Below are 18736 nucleotides of genomic sequence, written 5' to 3' on the forward strand. Positions count from 1 at the left end.
TGAATCGAATGGCCATCAAAGCAGAAGAAATTAGTGCCTTGATTAAAGAACAAATTGAAAATTATCAAAACGTGCTTTCAGTCGAAGAAATCGGTACCGTAACTTATGTAGGTGACGGGATCGCTCGTGCACATGGTTTAGAAAACGCGATGAGTGGTGAGTTGCTTGAATTTTCAAATGGCTCATACGGAATGGCGCAAAACTTAGAATCAAATGATGTAGGTATCATTATCCTTGGCGATTTCGAGTCCATTCGTGAAGGAGATAAAGTAAAACGAACAGGAAAGATCATGGAAGTTCCAGTTGGAGAGGCCTTGATCGGACGGGTAGTTAATCCGCTAGGTCAGCCAATCGACGGACTAGGTGAAATCGTTACTGACAAAGCTCGTCCAGTAGAAGCAATGGCACCAGGTGTTATGCAACGTAAATCTGTTAACGAACCAATGCAAACAGGGCTAAAAGCGATCGACGCCCTTGTGCCAATCGGACGCGGACAACGTGAATTAGTCATCGGTGACCGTAAAACAGGGAAAACTTCTATTGCGATCGATACGATCATCAACCAAAAAGGTCAAGATATGATCTGTATCTATGTAGCAATCGGACAAAAAGATTCTACAGTTCGTACACAAGTTGAAACATTGAAAAAATATGGCGCAATGGATTACACAATCGTTGTGAATGCCGGTGCGTCTCAACCAGCGCCGTTGCTTTATATCGCACCATATGCTGGTACTGCAATGGGTGAAGAGTTCATGTACAACGGTAAACATGTCTTGATCATTTTTGATGATCTTTCAAAACAAGCTGTTGCTTATCGTGAACTTTCCTTGCTACTTCGCCGTCCACCAGGTCGTGAAGCTTATCCAGGGGATGTTTTCTACTTACACTCACGCTTATTGGAACGTGCAGCAAAATTAAGTGATGATTTAGGTGGCGGTTCAATGACTGCCTTACCATTTGTTGAAACACAAGCTGGAGATATCTCTGCTTATATCCCAACAAACGTTATTTCGATCACTGATGGACAAATCTTCTTAGAAAGCGACTTGTTCTACGCAGGTACTCGTCCAGCGGTTGATGCCGGACTATCTGTATCTCGTGTAGGGGGTTCTGCGCAAATCAAAGCAATGAAAAAAGTTGCTGGGACTTTACGCCTAGACTTAGCAAGTTACCGTGAATTAGAAGCATTTACACAATTCGGTTCTGACTTGGATGCAGCAACACAAGCAAAACTAAATCGTGGACGCCGTACAGTAGAAATCTTGAAACAAAAATTGCATGCACCGCTAGCTGTTGAAAAACAAGTAGTGATTTTGTATGCTTTGACACATGGATTCTTAGATAGTATCCCTGTAGACAGTATTTTAGACTTCGAACATGAATTATTCGAATATCTGGATACCAATCATTCAGATATCTTTGAAACAATCCGTACAACAAAAGATCTTCCAGAAGAAGAAGCGTTGAACAGTGCGATTCAGGAATATAAAGACATGTTCTTAGCTACAAAAGGAAGTAATTCCTCTACAGAAGATAAATTGAAATCCATTCAAAATGCATAGTGAGGTGAGATGAATGGGTGCTTCATTAAATGAAATCAAGACACGTATCGCTTCAACGAAAAAAACGAGCCAAATCACGCGGGCAATGCAGATGGTGTCTGCTTCTAAGTTGACAAAATCTGAAGCTTCTTCACAGAAGTTTCAGGTTTATGCAACAAAAGTAAGAGAAATCGTTACGCATTTGACTGCTACTCAGTTAAATGATATTGCCTCAGAAAATCCTAGAGGGGATATCAATTACAACAGCATGCTGCTCAGCCGTCCTGTTAAGAAAACTGGTTATATCGTCATCACTGCAGATGGCGGTTTAGTCGGTGGATATAACAGCTCGATATTGAAACAAACGATGTCTATTTTAGAAGAAGACCACCAATCACCCGATGATTACGTGATGATCGCAATTGGCGGAACTGGTGCAGACTTCTTTAAAGCACGCGGTATCAATCTAGCATATGAGCTGCGCAATCTATCTGATCAGCCAAGCTTTGATGAAGTCCGCAAAATCGTAAATATGGCAACAACTATGTTCCAAAACGAAGTATTCGATGAATTATACGTATGTTATAACCATCATATCAATTCGCTAACTAGTCAGTTTCGTGTAGAAAAAATGCTGCCAATCTCAGACTTAGATCCAGAAGAAGCAACTACTTTCGAACAAGAATATATTTTTGAACCTTCAAAAGAAGAAATCTTGTCTCAGTTATTGCCTCAGTATGCTGAAAGTTTGATCTACGGTGCGATCGTTGACGCCAAAACAGCAGAACATGCTGCTGGTATGACAGCAATGAAAACAGCAACTGATAATGCTGCTAATATCATTGATGAGCTGACGGTTTCTTATAACCGTGCAAGACAAGGGGCTATTACCCAAGAAATTACCGAAATTGTTGCCGGAGCTTCGGCACTAGAATAGTATTGAGATTGGAGGAAAAAAGATGAGTTCAGGCAAGATTGTTCAAGTAATCGGTCCCGTTGTCGACGTGGAATTTTCTTTAGACCAATCCTTACCAGATATCAACAACGCATTAGTTGTTTATAAAAATGACGAAAATAAATCAAAAGTTGTTCTTGAAGCAGCGTTAGAATTAGGGGACGGAGTGATCCGGACCATTGCGATGGAATCAACAGATGGTTTACAAAGAGGAATGGAAGTCATTGATACAGGCAAAGCAATCTCTGTTCCTGTAGGTAAAGAAACATTAGGTCGCGTATTCAACGTACTAGGAGATACGATCGATTTAGAAACACCTTTCCCAGAAGATGCGGAAAGAAGCGAAATTCATAAAAAAGCACCAGCCTTTGACGAATTAAGTACAAGTACAGAAATTTTGGAAACAGGGATCAAAGTTATCGATTTGCTTGCCCCATATTTAAAAGGTGGGAAAGTCGGACTATTCGGTGGTGCCGGTGTTGGTAAAACCGTACTGATCCAAGAACTGATCCATAATATCGCCCAAGAACATGGTGGTATTTCTGTATTTACCGGTGTAGGTGAACGTACTCGTGAAGGTAATGACTTGTATTATGAAATGAAAGATTCAGGAGTTATCGAAAAAACAGCCATGGTGTTCGGACAAATGAACGAACCACCAGGTGCACGTATGCGTGTTGCTTTGACTGGTTTGACGATTGCGGAATATTTCCGTGATGTAGAAGGTCAAGATGTACTGTTGTTTATCGACAACATTTTCCGTTTCACTCAAGCTGGATCTGAAGTATCAGCCTTGTTAGGACGGATGCCTTCTGCGGTTGGTTATCAACCAACATTGGCAACAGAAATGGGTCAATTGCAAGAACGTATCACATCTACGAAAAAAGGTTCGATCACATCGATCCAAGCAATCTATGTGCCAGCCGATGACTACACTGACCCGGCGCCGGCAACAGCATTCGCCCATTTGGATGCGACAACCAACTTGGAACGTAAATTAACAGAACAAGGGATTTATCCAGCGGTAGATCCATTGGCTTCTTCTTCAAGTGCTTTAGCACCTGAAATCGTGGGAGAAGAACATTATAAAGTAGCAACAGAAGTCCAACACGTATTGCAACGATATCGTGAATTACAAGATATCATTGCTATCTTAGGTATGGATGAATTATCCGATCAAGAAAAAGTGTTAGTTTCTCGTGCCCGCAGAGTCCAATTCTTCTTGTCACAAAACTTTAACGTGGCTGAACAATTTACTGGTCTTCCAGGTTCATATGTCCCTGTAGAAGAAACAGTGAAAGGATTCCGCGAAATCTTGGAAGGCAAATACGATGATCTTCCTGAAGAAGCTTTCCGAAGTGTTGGCCGAATCGAAGACGTCGTAGAAAAAGCGAAAACACTAGGCTACTAGAAAGGGGTGCCCCATGGATCAATATTTAACAGTAAATGTGGTAACTCCTGCCGGTTTGGTCTATGATCACCATGCAGCTATCGTCGTTGCACGTACGACAGCTGGTGAGCTTGGGATTTTGCCTAAACATGCACCAATCATCGTTCCATTGACGATTGATGAAGTTCGTGTAAAACGAACAGATTCAGATACCCACGTCGATTGGATCGCTGTTAATGGCGGAATCATGGAAGTTCGTGATAATGTTGTTTCAATCGTTGCTGATAGTGCGGAACGTGAACGTGATATCGATGTATCTCGTGCGGAACGTGCAAAACAACGCGCAGAACGCCAAATCGAAGAAGCAAAAGCAAAACAAGATACGAACGAATTGAAACGGGCAACTGTTGCGTTGCACCGAGCAATCAATCGTATCAAAGTATCTAAGCACTCATAAAATGAGATGCGGATGTTTATCCGTGTTTAAGAACAGTAAAAAGAGGTTATGACAGAAGTGGTCAGCTTCAAGACATAAGAAGGAATTTACGAAAATTGCTTCTCAAATTTTTGTGAAATCTCAGCTTATTTTTCGAAGAAGCTACTTCTGGAACACCGTATATCAGAGGTTGTGAAATCAGCGTTTTGTCCTGAGTATTAGAGAAACAAATGGAAAATAGTTCCTCATATTTTGCCGTTTTTTGAGCTAATACCGAGGGTCAGATGATTGAACACCGTTTATTTGGAAAAAGGGACTGCGACAAGACTTTTGTCTCAGTCCCTTTTTTTGCATATTTTTAGCATTTATTTCCTAAAAAATGTAAGGGGATTCCTATATTTTTAAGTATACTTGTTTTTCCTTTTATACATTTTATGGTATTATCATTTTATTAGTTATTATAAAACAATCGTTAGAAAGGACGTCATTATGCAAGTATACGGAATTGATGCGGTGCTTCGAATTGTGAGTCATTTGGCGTTTATCTACTTAGCCTTCTGGTCTTTACGTTCGTTACGCATTGAAACTTTTTTCAGACCAATGCATAATACGCAAATTAGAATGGCAATCGTACTTTTTTCAATTTTTTTAGGGTACACTGCAAGTAATTTTTTCTTAGAAGTTATCGCTTTATGCCGAAATCTTTTCGTTAGCCTGTAAATTTTAAAAAAAGGTACTATTTTAAAAGCAAGGATGTTATAATAGAAAAGATTTTGAGTAAGTGTATGCTCATTGGAATTTTTTGGAGGGAACAACATGGAAGAGATCATCGTAAGAGGTGGCAATCAATTAAATGGAACAGTAAGAATTGAAGGAGCTAAAAATGCTGTTTTGCCTATTTTAGCTGCTAGTTTGTTAGCAGAAGAAGGTATTACGACATTAGACAACGTTCCGATTCTTTCTGATGTCTTCACTATGAATCAAGTGATTCGTCACTTAAACGTAGATGTAGATTTTGATGAACAAAAGAATCAAGTAACAATCGACGCTTCAAGACAATTAGAAATCGAAGCGCCTTATGAGTATGTTAGTCAAATGCGTGCTTCAATCGTTGTGATGGGTCCGCTACTTGCCAGAAATGGACATGCAAAAGTAGCTATGCCTGGTGGATGTGCGATTGGTAAACGACCAATCGATTTGCATTTAAAAGGATTTCAAGCTTTAGGAGCAAAAATTATTCAAAAAAACGGCTATATCGAAGCAATTGCGGATGAATTGATCGGTAACACGATTTATTTAGATTTCCCTAGTGTAGGTGCTACTCAAAATATCATGATGGCTGCCGTAAAAGCAAAAGGAACAACCATCATTGAAAACGTAGCTCGCGAACCAGAAATCGTTGATTTAGCAAACATTTTGAATAAAATGGGCGCTCAAGTCTATGGAGCTGGTACTGAAACAATGCGTATTGAAGGCGTGGATCATTTACATGCAGTCAACCACTCAATCGTACAAGATCGTATCGAAGCAGGTACCTTTATGGTTGCTGCTGCAATGACACAAGGCAATGTGCTGATTGCAGATGCTATCTCTGAACATAACCGCCCATTGATTTCTAAATTGATCGAAATGGGTGCAGAAATCATTGAAGAAGAAGGCGGAGTCCGTGTCATCGGACCAAAACATATCTTACCTACAGATGTAAAAACGATGCCTCATCCTGGTTTCCCTACAGATATGCAAGCTCAAATGACAGCTATCCAATTAGTTGCAGAAGGTACAAGTGTGGTGACTGAAACAGTGTTTGAAAATCGTTTCCAACATTTAGAAGAGATGCGCCGTATGAACGCTCATGTCAAAATCGACGGAAATGTAGCAATCATGGATGGAAACCATGAATTGCAAGGTGCAGAAGTATATGCAACAGACTTGCGGGCAGCAGCAGCATTAGTTTTAGCTGGCTTGAAAGCAAATGGAATCACACGTGTGCGTAACTTGAATTATCTAGACCGTGGATATTATAATTTCCATATCAAACTACAGCAATTAGGTGCAGACGTCGAACGTGTAGACATGGATCAAACTTCTGCTGAAAAAACAGCACAAACGATTGCTTAAGGAAGTGGCTGAATGAGTAACCAACGATATATCTTATTAACTTTGATAAAGATTTTAGTGGTGATCTTATTGCTTATCCTTCTTTTTGTGGCCGGAACGATGATCGGATATGGTGTCATCGGTGGCGGCAATCCATTTAAAGTATTCCAGCCAAGTTTGTGGATTCATATTCGAGACTTTTTTCATTGATAAATAAGAATCACAGTGGTTCTAGTCGATATGAAGTGAGCCATGAAGCAGAACATGATAAAAGAAAACAGAAGGGAACGTTGACGTTAGTCGCGATCCCTTTTTTTAGTAAAAGAAAAGAAGGAATCTAATTGATGAAGAAGATATTGATTTATTTAGTTAGAGGATATCAGCGCTTTATTTCGCCTGCATTTCCACCTAGCTGCCGTTATTACCCAACCTGTTCCAATTATATGATAAAAGCAATTCAAACCCATGGTGCGCTAAAAGGGACGGTAATGGGGACTGCACGGATCTTACGCTGTCATCCTTTTGTCAAAGGCGGTATCGATTATGTACCATTGACATTCCGATTAACGCGAAATAAGAAAGATAAAAAAGAACCAGATTATAAAAAGGTTGTGAAAAATACGGGTAGCACTGAGCGATAAAGAAAAAGAGGAAATTTATTGTCAAAGTAACAACTCCGCAACTACTTATATGGGGGACAAAAAATGATCGAAGAACTAAACAAGAAAGATTTACCATGGTCCTTGTTATTAGATGCAGATCCTGATAAAGAAAAAGTTCAAGTATATGTTTCCAGAGGGAGTGGCTGGATATGGAAAGAAAAAGAAAAAACAATAGGTGTACTGATCTATGTGGCAAGGGAAAAAGAATACGAAATCGTCAATGTAGCAGTAACCCCAACGTATCAAGGAAAGGGGATTGGCGGAAAATTACTTGAGACAGCTTTTCAGAAGCTTTCACAGCTAGCTTCAAACCAAACTCGGATCATTATACGTACTGGCACTACTAGTAGCGCTGCGTTACACCTCTATCAAAAAATGGGCTATGTGGAGATTGGTCGAGTCAAAGACTATTTTATCCATCATTACTCTGAGCCCATTTTTGAAAATGGAGATCAATTAAGGGATCAAGTGATTTTAGCAATTCACTTACCTAAAAATAGCTTTAACTAATAAACTTTCAATTCGAGAAAATGCTTTCAAATGCTAAATAGATACATTACAATAGCTTTAGCAAACAAAAAGGAGAATATTTTTATGGGAATATTAGTTTTTGATTTTGGTGGATCGGCTGTCAAATATGGTTGTTGGGATGGCAAAGAGATTAAAGGTAAGGGACAATTTGCAACGCCTGAATCTTGGGAAGAAATGAAAACGCAATTATTTCAAGTTTATAAAAAAATACTCGTTTCTTTTGAAGTCGAAGGAATTGGAATCAGCTCTCCTGGAGTAGTGAATAATGAGAAACAGGTGATTGAGGGAATCAGTGCGATTCCTTATATTCATGGATTTAATATTTTCCGAGATTTGGAAACTCTGTTTCAACTCCCAGTAACGATTGAAAATGACGCCAACTGTGCCGGAATGGCTGAATTTTATGAAGGTGCTGCCCGTGATTATCAAGATGTTGCTTTTGTTGTGGCAGGAACTGGGATTGGCGGGGCGTTGTTCACGAAAGGACAAATAAATAAAGGGGCACATCTTTACGGTGGAGAATTTGGGTTGATGTTCTTAGATGGCGATAAGACATTCAGTAAACTTGGTACAGCGGTACAGATGGCTTGGCGTTATTGTGAACGCAAAGGTCTCGATAAAAATGCTTATACCGGAAAAGATGTCTTTGAATTAGCAGAAACTGGAGATGCAATAGCAAAAGAAGAAGTTGAGAGTTTTTATACGTATCTTACAAAGGGATTATTCAGTATTCAATTTTCGTTTGATCCAGAAGTGATCGTATTAGGCGGCGGGGTTTCTGCAAAAGAAGGGCTCATTGATGAGATCAAAAGCCGAATGAAGAAGCTGACAGAACAATTCGATCTGCATGATTTCGAACCGCAGATTTTATTATGTGAGTACAGAAACGATGCTAATCTTGTAGGTGCAGCAGCAAACTATCTCGCTGTACGTCAAGGAGAGAATTAAGAGCTTTAGAGAAGGTGCAGCTTGCATAAAAGAAGAGAATGAAATGAATAGGAGATTTTTACCTAAGGAATGTTTTATTTGCTGCAGTATGATAAAATATCTGAGAGGTGAAAATGATGTCAAAAAAAAATAAAGATATTGAAGTGCGTATAGAAGAAGTGAAAAAAGATATCAAAGGTAAGAATTATGAAGTCACTCAGTTATTTATAGGGAAAAAAATGATTGGTGAGATCTTAGCCTATGGGCCAAAAGAATATGAAATTTTCTTTGGTGAAGAAGATTTTGGAAAAGAAAAAAGTCTTGAAAATGCGATAGAAACAGTGATTCGACACTGGAATCTGCACGAATAAAAAAATATCAAAAAAACTTTCAATAAAGGGTTGCAAAAATCTGGAAAATTAGGTATTATAACTAAGTCAGGTTGATACAAACCTTTCGGAGGAGTAGCGAAGTGGCTAAACGCGACGGACTGTAAATCCGTTCCTTAGGGTTCAGTGGTTCGAATCCACTCTCCTCCATTTCATTGGGGTATAGCCAAGCGGTAAGGCAAGGGACTTTGACTCCCTCATGCGTTGGTTCGAATCCAGCTACCCCAGTATACCACAATCGTAAGCTCTCGTTAGTTCGAGAGCTCTTTTTTTTGCTTTGCTACCTTGTTCCTTGAAGATTCTGCTGAATTAAGATAGAGTTAAGTTAACTACAAGAATTGGAGGGATCCACATGAAATGGAAAGAAAAAGTAGACGAAGCAGCTGAAAAGTTATATGATTTGGTCAAATCAGAAAAATACAATATTGAAGTGAATATTCCGAAAAAAGGCGGAAAAGCGGTCCAGGTAAAATCAAAACGCCCAACGAATCATACAAAAAAATGGATGGCTAAAAACCGCTAATAATAACAAAAGATCCATAAGTCGGCATTTTCATCGATTTTAGGGTCTTTTGTTATTTTCTAGGTTGAACATATCTAAAAAATTGTTTCTGACAATAGGAGTAGGGAGAACGATGTGTGTCTAAATCCTCTGTTGATGGATAGAAACCTTTATCTTTTTCAGTTGTGAATCAGGTATATACCAGTTATAATAGAAGAAACGAAAGGACGGGTGTACGTTATGTCGAATCAATTACCTGTATATATACAGATTCATGACCAATTAAAAAATGAAATCGAACAAGGTATATGGAAAGTCGGAGACCGTCTTCCTTCAGAAAGAGAATTAGCAGTGAAATTCAATGTCAGCCGTATGACGTTGAGACAAGCAATTCAAAACTTGGCAGATGAAGGAATCTTAGAAAGAAAGATCGGTTCGGGTACGTATGTTGCGCGAGAAAAAGTACAAGAAAAAATGTCTGGTGCAACAAGTTTTACAGAAATTATGGAATCACAAAATCGAGTACCGTCTAGTCGGACAATCTCTTATTTCTTGACTTCGCCAAGCTCAAGTGAAATGGAAAAACTAAACTTGAGTAAAGATGACACGATCTTGCGAATGGAACGTATTCGTTTCGCAGATGATGTCCCTATTTGTTTTGAAGTTGCCAGTGTTCCACAAAAGCTGATCGATGGCTACAGCAAAGCAGAGATTACTGAATCGTTGTATCGCACGCTAGAAGAAAAAGGCGGGAAAAAGATCGGTCCAGCGAATCAAACGATTACTGCTGTGTTGGCTTCTGAGAAAATTGCTGACTATTTAGAGGTAAAACGAGGAGATGCAGTTCTTCGTTTGCGCCAGATTTCTTATTTTGAAGACGGTACGCCGTTTGAGTATGTGCGTACGCAATACGTAGGAAATCGTTTTGAGTTTTATTTGGAAAAATAAAAAACAGGTGATCCCTGATTCCTTATTAGAAATAAAAGAGAATCAGAATCACCTGTTTTTATATATGATCAGTTATCAGTTGCTCGTGATAAGAAACAGAACCCTCTTCAAATTGGACTTGTCCGTTCAGCAGCTCAATGATGGATTCTTTAAAGTGGTCAGCACTTTTTTCATCTACAGCACAGATGACGCTAACTTGATCAGTATATTGGATTTCTTTTATAAAAAAATGTTGGAGTTCAAGATAATTCTGTAATTTTCCTAGTTGCGGATACGTGATCATCACAGAGATCTCCTGTTGCAAGGTACCTTCTACGATTCCAATGTCAGACAATGCTTGAGAGACCGCATGAGTGTATGCTCGTATTAATCCGCCTGTGCCGAGTTTCGTTCCTCCAAAATATCGAGTGACTACTGCAGCTACATTGATCAGTTGATTTTTTTTGAGGACTTCCAACATCGGTACGCCCGCCGTTCCACTTGGTTCTCCATCATCGCTGCTTCGCTGGATTTCATTTTTTTCTCCAATGATGAAGGCGCTGCAGTTATGGTTCGCTTTCCAATGTTCTTTTTTTATTTCTTGAATGAAACTTTTTGCTTGGTCCTCTGATTCTATTCGTCTAAGAGAACAGATAAAGCGTGATTTTTTGATCTCAATCTCACTTTGTCCATTTTCTTTTATTGTACGATAGCGCTCGATCATCTTGTCACCTCTTTTTTTCATTTTCTTTATTCAGTATAAATAAAGTTCTAGGTTGTTTCAACACTGTAACGGTTGCGCAATTGCTGTAGTATGCGATAATAAAGACAAAGGCAGGTGGATCTGGGGATGCAGGAACGAATGAAAAAGTACGATGCAATTACGCATTATTTGAAGAACAATGGCGGCTCTCAAGTAACGTTGACCTTTACCCAATTTGACGAACTGCTGTTTCCCAGTAACGGGCTTCCCAAAACAGCAAGGGAAAGTACAGATTGGTGGGCAAATGATTATAAACACCCTGAAAAAGGTGCCTATGGCTGGATAAATGCAGGCTATGAAGTAGTTGTCATCAATTTGGACAAAGAATATGTCGTGTTCAATAAATTAGTGAAATCTAGTTGGCTATTTGATTAAATAAACCGCGTTTAGAAAACGTTGACAAATTTCTTTCTTTTTATATAATAGAGTAACAGACGCGAAGAAAACGTTTGCATAGTTTGTTTTAAAAAGGAGAGAAAAGTATGGCTAAAAAAACAATTATGCTTGTATGTTCGGCTGGTATGAGCACAAGTTTACTAGTAACAAAAATGCAAAAAGCTGCTGAAGCAAAAGGAATCGACTCGGATATTTTCGCTGTGTCCGCTTCTGACGCAGATAACAATCTTGCAAATAAAGACGTGGATGTGTTGTTATTAGGCCCACAAGTTCGCTTTATGAAAGCTGATTTTGAGAAACGTCTGGAACCAAAAGGCATTCCTTTAGATGTCATCAATATGGCTGATTATGGTATGATGAATGGCGAAAAAGTGTTAGATCAAGCAATCACGCTCATAGGTGAATAAATAGAACAGTATAACTATCGAACAAGCGATCCAAAAAATAGATCGCTTGTTTTTTCGTATATTTTTTTAGGGCGAAGAATATGAATCATTTTTGGGGTAGAAGGCTTCTGACGAGAGATATTGAAGCAATAGACTGTGAGGAGGTAAATTTACCAAATTATGAGAAGATCGCAGCAGTGGAACGTTTGGGCAACTGGATTCTTTGTCATCGCTGTGGAATGAGGACGTCCGTCATTGATGGACAGCTTGCAGATTACGGTTATTTTTGTACACATTGTCTATATTTAGGGCGATGCGACACTCAACAAGATTTATATTTGTTTGATCAGCCTGAAGCAAAACCTCGAGAAGTCGTCTTTTTTTGGACAGGACAGCTTACTGAAAAACAAACGGAAATCTCAAAGAGAATACTTTGCCATTCAGAAAAAAGACATCATCTTATTTGGGCTGTAACAGGTGCAGGGAAAACAGAGATGCTTTATCCTATTTTAGTGGAAACTTTAAAAGCTGGAGGAAGAGTAGCGATTTGTACACCGCGAGTCGATGTTTGTAATGAATTGTTTTTACGCTATCGTTATGTTTTTCCAGAAGAAAAAATCACGTTGCTCCATGGGAATACAGCAACGGCTTATACCTTTACTTCTTTTGTTATCTGTACGATTCATCAGCTATACCGTTTTTATCGGTCCTTTGATTTAATAGTGATCGATGAGATCGATGCGTTTCCTTATAACGGGGATGCAGGATTAGCTCATGCTGTGCAAACAGCGATTAAACCAGACGGACGATTCATCTACTTAAGTGCCACACCTGATAAAAAGTTACTAAAGGAAATCAAGCAGACGTTTGACATCCACAAACTTGCTTTACGCTTTCATCGGCGTTTGCTTCCTGAACCCGTCTTGGTTTTCATGAATAATTGGCGACAAAAATGCAAGAACAAGAAGAAGATAAAATCTTTGGTGCGGATCATTCATCAATTAATTAAAGAAAACCATATCCTTTTATTTTGTCCAAGTATCACGATGATGCATCGTTTGAAAGCCACACTTCAAGAGGCTCTTCCGAGATATGAGATCACAGATGTTTCTTCAAGAGACAATCAGCGGGCGGAAAAAGTCCAGAAAATGCGAGAAGCAAAATATGACATACTGTTAACCACGATGATCCTTGAACGTGGAGTCACATTTGAAAGAATATCCGTTATCGTTTTAGGAGCGGATCATCCGGTTTTTACTAAATCTTCTTTGGTACAAATCGCAGGAAGAGCCGATCGTAAAGGGCCTTATACGAACAGTCAAGTATACTTTTTCTATGAAGAAAAAACTGCAGCTATTCGAAAAGTTTGTCAGGAAATCAAAGAAATGAATGAAGAAGGGAAGAAGATGCTGTGAGGTGCAGTTGCTGCAGTAAAGATATCTTCCAAAATTTAACATTCAGCGAGATTATTGGTGTTTCGAAATACAGATTACCTCAGACTTGTTCAGTTTGTCGCGCACAATTTCATTTATTGGAAACAAGAGGCTGTTCTGGCTGTCAAAAACCAATCCATTTCAATCTAGAGAGTACGAAAAAGAAAGTAAAGTCTATTCCCGTTTACTGCAGTGACTGTCAAGAATGGAAGAAGAAATATCCGACCTATGATTTTCAGCACCGTGCCTTTTTTGTGTACGATGAAAATATGAAGGCCTGGCTCAATCAATACAAGTTTATGGGAGATATCCGACTAGCAGGCACCTTTGCATATAGATGGACGCAGATAAAAAAAGAATACCCGACATACATCTATTGTCCAATACCTTTATCTGAAAAAAGGCGAACAGAAAGAGGATTCAATCAAGTAAGCGAGATGTTGAAAGCAGCAAGAATTCCTTTTCAGATGCTACTCAAAAGAGAGAAGCATCTGCTGGCTCAAGCAAAAAACACGCGAAAGGAAAGATTGGAGATGCCTCAACCTTTTGAACTTGCAGTCACCTTTTCTAAGATACAAAATAAAAAAATATTGATTATTGATGATGTCTATACAACAGGACAGACTCTTTTCCACGCAGCAGATTGTTTGCAGGTCGCACAGCCGAAAATCATCCGAACCATTTCTTTGGCGAGATGAATTAGATGTGGAAATTTGATAGCGATTTAATTTGCAAATAACCTAGAGTTCGATATAATAGAATTAAGAAGAGGGAAAGAGTGGTCCTTCTCCTTCTTGATTGTGGTAGACGAAAGGGGTAATTTTTATGTTTAGATATAATGTACGCGGCGAAAATATCGAAGTAACTGAAGCGATTCGCGACTACGTTGAGAAAAAAGTAGGCAAACTAGAACGCTATTTCAGTGACGCACCCGATGCAACGGCGCATGTGAACTTAAAAGTTTATACAGAAAAAACAGCAAAAGTGGAAGTAACGATCCCATTACCTTATCTTGTATTACGTGCCGAAGAAACTTCTCCAGATTTATACGCAAGTATCGATTTGGTTGTTGATAAATTGGAACGCCAAATCCGCAAATTCAAAACAAAAATTAATCGTAAATCCCGTGAAACGGGCATGAATACTGCAGATGCTGCTGCTTTATTCAATGAAGAGGACGAAAACGAAAATGATTCTGAATTAGATATCGTACGTACGAAACGCCTTTCATTGAAACCAATGGATAGTGAAGAAGCAGTCTTACAAATGAACATGCTGGGACATAACTTCTTTATTTTTGAAGATGCAGAAACAAATGGTACAAGTATCGTTTACCGCCGTAAAGATGGAAAATACGGACTGATTGAAACAGACTGATCAGCCTTACTTAAATAACAACGAAAACTTGCAGCAGCTACTGACAGCTGCCGCAAGTTTTTTTGAGTTTCCTCCTCTTTTAGATGAAATATGAATAAATTATGAAGTTCTTACTTTAATACGCTTAAGATATTTCAATTATCTATAACTAATGATAAAATGAAAAGTAAAGTCTACATAGTCTGGATAATACACAGAAGGAAAAGGAGATTACACAACGCATGGCCAATTTGATTCGTTCACTTATCGAAAACGATAAGAAAGAACTAAAACGTTTAGATAGCATTGCAAAAAAAGTTGAAGCATACGCTGACCAAATGGCAGCATTAACTGATGAACAATTACAGGCAAAAACTGCTGAATTCAAGGGCAGATACCAAAAAGGAGAAACATTAGATCAATTACTTCCGGAAGCTTTTGCAGTCGTCCGAGAAGCAGCAAAACGTGTATTAGGTTTATATCCATACCACGTACAATTGATGGGTGGAATCGTGCTTCACGATGGAAATATCCCTGAAATGCGTACTGGTGAAGGTAAAACCTTGACCGCAACGATGCCAGTATATCTAAATGCTCTGACTGGCGAAGGGGTACACGTAGTTACCGTCAATGAATATTTAGCAACCCGTGACTCGACGGAAATGGGCGAACTTTATAATTTCTTAGGATTAACAGTGGGGTTGAATATCAACTCAAAATCTTCGGATGAAAAACGCGAGGCTTATAATTGTGATATCACTTATAGTACGAATAATGAATTAGGATTTGACTACTTGAGAGACAATATGGTCGTTTACCGCCATCAAATGGTACAACGTCCGCTGAATTATGCCATTGTCGATGAAGTTGACTCAATCTTGATTGATGAAGCGAGAACGCCGCTGATCATTTCAGGGCAAGCAGAAAAATCCACAGCTTTATATACAAGAGCAGACAACTTCGTGAAACGTTTGAAAGAAGAAGAAGATTATAAAATCGATGTACAATCAAAAACAATCAGTTTAACCGAAGCAGGGATCGAAAAAGCAGAAGAAACATTCGGTTTGGATAACTTATACGACATTGAAAATACTGCATTGACCCATCACTTGGATCAAGCATTGAGAGCCAACTATATCATGCTTTTAGATATCGATTATGTTGTCCAAGACGGAAAAGTACTGATTGTTGACCAGTTCACTGGTCGGATCATGGATGGACGCCGTTATTCAGATGGACTTCACCAAGCAATCGAAGCTAAAGAAGGCGTAGAGATCGAAGACGAAACGAAAACCATGGCGACGATCACTTTCCAGAACTATTTCCGTATGTACAAGAAACTTGCGGGAATGACTGGTACAGCTAAAACAGAAGAAGAAGAATTCAGAGAAATTTATAACATCCAAGTATACCAAATTCCGACAAATCGTCCGGTTATCCGTGATGATCGTCCAGATTTGCTTTACCCAACATTACAAAGCAAGTTCCACGCTGTCGTGCAAGATATCAAAGATCGCTACCGCAAAGGTCAACCTGTGTTAGTCGGAACTGTTGCGGTTGAAACATCTGAGTTATTATCAGATATGCTGAATCAAGAACGTATTCCTCATGAAGTGCTGAATGCGAAAAATCACTTTAAAGAAGCAGAGATCATCATGAATGCTGGTCAAAAAGGTGCTGTGACGATTGCTACCAACATGGCTGGTCGGGGAACAGATATCAAGTTAGGACTTGGGGTAAGAGAACTTGGTGGTCTAGCAGTTATCGGGACAGAACGACATGAATCTCGTCGTATCGATAACCAGCTTCGAGGACGTGCAGGACGTCAAGGAGACCCTGGTATGTCACAGTTCTACTTGTCATTGGAAGATGATTTGATGAAACGATTCGGTTCAGAACGAATCAAAGCTTTCTTAGATCGGATGAAGATCGGTGAGGAAGATGCTGTTATCCAAAGCAAGATGCTGACGAAACAAGTAGAATCTGCACAAAAACGTGTAGAAGGAAATAACTATGACACACGTAAAAACGTCTTACAATACGATGATGTGATGCGTGAACAACGTGAAGTAATCTATAAACAGCGACAAGAAGTAATCATGGAAGAAAAAAGCTTATCCAAGCCACTAATGAACATGGTCAAACGGACAATCAGTCGTGTAGTAGATGCGCATACACAATTAGAGAAAGAAAATTGGAATTTGGAAAGTATCATCGATTTTGCCGGCAGTACTCTTGTCCATGAAGATAGCATTACTCTTGCAGATATCGAAGGAAAAACAGCTCAGGAGATCAAAGAGTATCTAAACGAACGAGCACAAGAAGTATTTAATACCAAAGCGGCTCAACTAAATGGTCCAGAGCAACTGTTGGAATTTGAAAAAGTCGTGATCTTGCGTGTTGTGGACTCTAAATGGACAGACCATATTGATGCAATGGATCAATTACGTCAGTCAATCGGCTTACGTGCTTATGGACAGAACAATCCATTAGTCGAATATCAAACAGAAGGCTATAAGATGTTTGAAGATATGGTAGGCGCCATCGAGTATGAAGTCACTCGAATCTTTATGAAAGCTGAGATCCGTCAAAACGTACAGCGTGAACAGGTTTCTCAAGGAACAGCTTCTCACTCAGAAGACGGAGATGCCAAAGAAAATAGTAATACTAGCGCGAAAAAACAGCCAATCCATGTGAATAAGGTCGGAAGAAATGATCCTTGTCCTTGTGGAAGCGGGAAAAAATATAAGAACTGTCATGGAAAAAATGCAAACTAATTTCTGACAGCAGGATTGGTGAGACAAATTCTTTTTTTAAGAATTCGTCTCACCTTCTTTCTGTTATTTGCTGATTCTGTTAGACTAGATATAATGAAAAAAGTATAGTGAAAGAAGGAAAAAACATGGAAATATCCGAAATTCGAAATCTCCTGACAGAAATGCAGGAAAAGGTCACAAGTTTCAGGAGGTCTCTTTGACTTAGATCAGCTGGAAGAAGACATCGCGGAAGCAGAAGCAAAAATGGCTGAACCTGGTTTTTGGGATGACAGCGAAGCCGCACAAAAAGTGATCAGCGAAAATAACGCTAATAAAGAAACCTATGACCAATTCCATTCTCTTGCCGAAGAACTAGAAGAAATCGAATTGATGGTGGAGATGCTGCAAGAAGAACCTGATGCAGCAATGCAAGAAGAAGCAGAAACACGTATCAATGCATTAGATGAAAAAATGAAGACGTATGAATTATCTATGCTGTTAGACGGACCTTATGATCGAAACAATGCGATCGTCGAATTGCATCCAGGGGCTGGCGGAACGGAGTCCCAAGACTGGGGCAGCATGCTTTTACGTATGTATACACGTTGGGCAGAGCAGCATGGCTATCAAGTAGAAACACTAGATTATCAAGCAGGTGATGAAGCAGGGATCAAGAGTGTGACCCTGCTGATTAAAGGACATAACGCTTTTGGTTATCTAAAATCAGAAAAAGGTGTTCATCGCCTTGTACGGATTTCGCCTTTTGACTCAGCGAAACGACGTCATACTTCTTTTTGTTCGGTAGATGTGATGCCAGAGCTTGATGAAACGATCGATATAGAAATCAATCCAGATGATTTGAAAATCGATACGTACCGAGCAAGTGGTGCAGGTGGTCAGCACATCAATAAAACAGAATCTGCTGTACGGATCACTCACTTGCCTACAGGAACAGTAGTAGCTAGTCAGGCACAACGCTCACAATTGAAAAACCGTGAGCAAGCGATGGGGATGTTAAAAGCTAAGCTTTATCAATTAGAAGTGGAAAAGAAAGAACAAGAAGCAGCTGCACTTCGAGGAGAACAAAAAGAAATCGGCTGGGGTTCACAGATCCGTTCTTATGTTTTCCATCCCTATTCTATGGTAAAAGACCATCGGACAAACGTAGAGACAGGAAATGTCCAAGCAGTTATGGACGGTGACCTTGATTTATTTATTGACGGCTATTTAAAAATGCATCTACAATAAGAACCCATTGTTAAATTGAAATAAAATTGTAAGATTTT

21 protein-coding genes and 2 tRNA genes are annotated in these 18736 nt (G+C 39.3%); 22 read left to right on the plus strand and 1 reads right to left on the minus strand.

Annotated elements, in window-relative coordinates; genetic code table 11:
- The first annotated feature begins 8 nt into the window (after window positions 1-8).
- The 15 genes from atpA (at window position 9) to PYW34_RS03530 (ending at window position 10381) form a co-directional block, all read left to right on the plus strand.
- Window positions 9-1565 carry a F0F1 ATP synthase subunit alpha gene (atpA, locus tag PYW34_RS03460; protein ID WP_002317884.1) on the plus strand — a complete coding sequence of 519 codons (1557 nt, stop codon included), beginning with the start codon at window positions 9-11 and terminating at the stop codon, window positions 1563-1565.
- A 13-nt stretch (window positions 1566-1578) separates the two neighbouring features.
- A complete protein-coding gene (locus PYW34_RS03465; RefSeq protein ID WP_002317883.1) occupies window positions 1579-2481 on the plus strand; it encodes a F0F1 ATP synthase subunit gamma in 903 nt (300 codons plus the stop codon).
- Window positions 2482-2503: 22 nt separating this feature from the next.
- The gene (gene atpD, locus PYW34_RS03470; protein WP_002289006.1) at window positions 2504-3910 is read left to right on the plus strand and encodes a F0F1 ATP synthase subunit beta; all 1407 of its coding nucleotides are present in this window, start codon (window positions 2504-2506) and stop codon (window positions 3908-3910) included.
- Between the two features lie 13 nt (window positions 3911-3923).
- Window positions 3924-4346 (plus strand): F0F1 ATP synthase subunit epsilon, encoded by a 423-nt coding sequence (locus PYW34_RS03475; protein WP_002289005.1) that lies wholly within the window; start codon window positions 3924-3926, stop codon window positions 4344-4346.
- 468 nt (window positions 4347-4814) lie between these two features.
- The gene (locus tag PYW34_RS03480; protein WP_002289004.1) at window positions 4815-5045 is read left to right on the plus strand and encodes a DUF1146 family protein; all 231 of its coding nucleotides are present in this window, start codon (window positions 4815-4817) and stop codon (window positions 5043-5045) included.
- A gap of 96 nt (window positions 5046-5141) precedes the next feature.
- On the plus strand, window positions 5142-6443 hold the full coding sequence (gene murA / locus PYW34_RS03485) for a UDP-N-acetylglucosamine 1-carboxyvinyltransferase (RefSeq protein ID WP_002289003.1): 1302 nt from the start codon (window positions 5142-5144) through the stop codon (window positions 6441-6443).
- A 12-nt stretch (window positions 6444-6455) separates the two neighbouring features.
- Window positions 6456-6632, plus strand: coding sequence for a DNA-directed RNA polymerase subunit beta (locus tag PYW34_RS03490; protein WP_002292789.1), 177 nt, complete (start codon window positions 6456-6458; stop codon window positions 6630-6632).
- A gap of 134 nt (window positions 6633-6766) precedes the next feature.
- The gene (gene yidD, locus PYW34_RS03495) at window positions 6767-7063 is read left to right on the plus strand and encodes a membrane protein insertion efficiency factor YidD (protein ID WP_002289000.1); all 297 of its coding nucleotides are present in this window, start codon (window positions 6767-6769) and stop codon (window positions 7061-7063) included.
- A 63-nt stretch (window positions 7064-7126) separates the two neighbouring features.
- Complete coding sequence (locus PYW34_RS03500) at window positions 7127-7594, plus strand: GNAT family N-acetyltransferase (RefSeq protein ID WP_002317882.1); 468 nt, start codon at window positions 7127-7129, stop codon at window positions 7592-7594.
- Window positions 7595-7678: 84 nt separating this feature from the next.
- On the plus strand, window positions 7679-8563 hold the full coding sequence (locus PYW34_RS03505) for an ROK family protein (RefSeq protein ID WP_002302918.1): 885 nt from the start codon (window positions 7679-7681) through the stop codon (window positions 8561-8563).
- Window positions 8564-8676: 113 nt separating this feature from the next.
- Window positions 8677-8913: a DUF2969 domain-containing protein gene (locus PYW34_RS03510; protein WP_002316425.1), complete on the plus strand. Its 237-nt coding sequence runs from the start codon at window positions 8677-8679 to the stop codon at window positions 8911-8913.
- Between the two features lie 87 nt (window positions 8914-9000).
- A tRNA-Tyr gene (locus tag PYW34_RS03515) sits at window positions 9001-9081 on the plus strand.
- Between the two features lie 6 nt (window positions 9082-9087).
- Window positions 9088-9159, plus strand: a tRNA-Gln gene (locus PYW34_RS03520).
- Between the two features lie 124 nt (window positions 9160-9283).
- Window positions 9284-9454 carry a hypothetical protein gene (locus tag PYW34_RS03525; RefSeq protein WP_002294990.1) on the plus strand — a complete coding sequence of 57 codons (171 nt, stop codon included), beginning with the start codon at window positions 9284-9286 and terminating at the stop codon, window positions 9452-9454.
- A 219-nt stretch (window positions 9455-9673) separates the two neighbouring features.
- Window positions 9674-10381, plus strand: coding sequence for a GntR family transcriptional regulator (locus tag PYW34_RS03530; protein WP_002292782.1), 708 nt, complete (start codon window positions 9674-9676; stop codon window positions 10379-10381).
- A gap of 58 nt (window positions 10382-10439) precedes the next feature.
- Here the strand turns inward: PYW34_RS03530 and PYW34_RS03535 are convergent, their stop codons facing one another.
- On the minus strand, window positions 10440-11084 hold the full coding sequence (locus PYW34_RS03535; protein WP_002303217.1) for a YigZ family protein: 645 nt from the start codon (window positions 11082-11084) through the stop codon (window positions 10440-10442).
- A gap of 126 nt (window positions 11085-11210) precedes the next feature.
- On the opposite strand from PYW34_RS03535, the gene PYW34_RS03540 reads away from it, so the two are divergent.
- From PYW34_RS03540 to prfB, 7 genes are all read left to right on the plus strand, one after another.
- Entirely contained in the window at window positions 11211-11498 is a 288-nt protein-coding gene (locus tag PYW34_RS03540; protein WP_002294988.1) for a DUF7662 domain-containing protein, read from the plus strand.
- Between the two features lie 107 nt (window positions 11499-11605).
- Window positions 11606-11926 carry a PTS sugar transporter subunit IIB gene (locus PYW34_RS03545; RefSeq protein ID WP_002292778.1) on the plus strand — a complete coding sequence of 107 codons (321 nt, stop codon included), beginning with the start codon at window positions 11606-11608 and terminating at the stop codon, window positions 11924-11926.
- A gap of 80 nt (window positions 11927-12006) precedes the next feature.
- Window positions 12007-13320, plus strand: coding sequence for a DEAD/DEAH box helicase family protein (locus PYW34_RS03550; RefSeq protein WP_002334468.1), 1314 nt, complete (start codon window positions 12007-12009; stop codon window positions 13318-13320).
- A complete protein-coding gene (locus PYW34_RS03555; protein WP_002334469.1) occupies window positions 13317-14036 on the plus strand; it encodes a ComF family protein in 720 nt (239 codons plus the stop codon). Before PYW34_RS03550 ends, PYW34_RS03555 begins: the two co-directional genes overlap by 4 nt.
- 127 nt (window positions 14037-14163) lie before the next feature.
- Window positions 14164-14715 (plus strand): ribosome hibernation-promoting factor, HPF/YfiA family, encoded by a 552-nt coding sequence (gene hpf / locus PYW34_RS03560; RefSeq protein ID WP_002294985.1) that lies wholly within the window; start codon window positions 14164-14166, stop codon window positions 14713-14715.
- Between the two features lie 221 nt (window positions 14716-14936).
- Window positions 14937-17471, plus strand: coding sequence for a preprotein translocase subunit SecA (gene secA / locus PYW34_RS03565; RefSeq protein WP_002289770.1), 2535 nt, complete (start codon window positions 14937-14939; stop codon window positions 17469-17471).
- Window positions 17472-17596: 125 nt separating this feature from the next.
- Window positions 17597-18698 (plus strand): peptide chain release factor 2 gene (gene prfB / locus PYW34_RS03570; RefSeq protein ID WP_096948712.1). Its coding sequence is split into 2 segments (ribosomal slippage): window positions 17597-17668 and window positions 17670-18698, totalling 1101 coding nucleotides; the frame shifts between segments, so codons are not numbered across the junction.
- The last annotated feature ends 38 nt before the right edge of the window (window positions 18699-18736 follow it).

Source organism: Enterococcus faecium (genome assembly GCF_029023785.1).
Lineage (GTDB): Bacteria > Bacillota > Bacilli > Lactobacillales > Enterococcaceae > Enterococcus_B > Enterococcus_B faecium.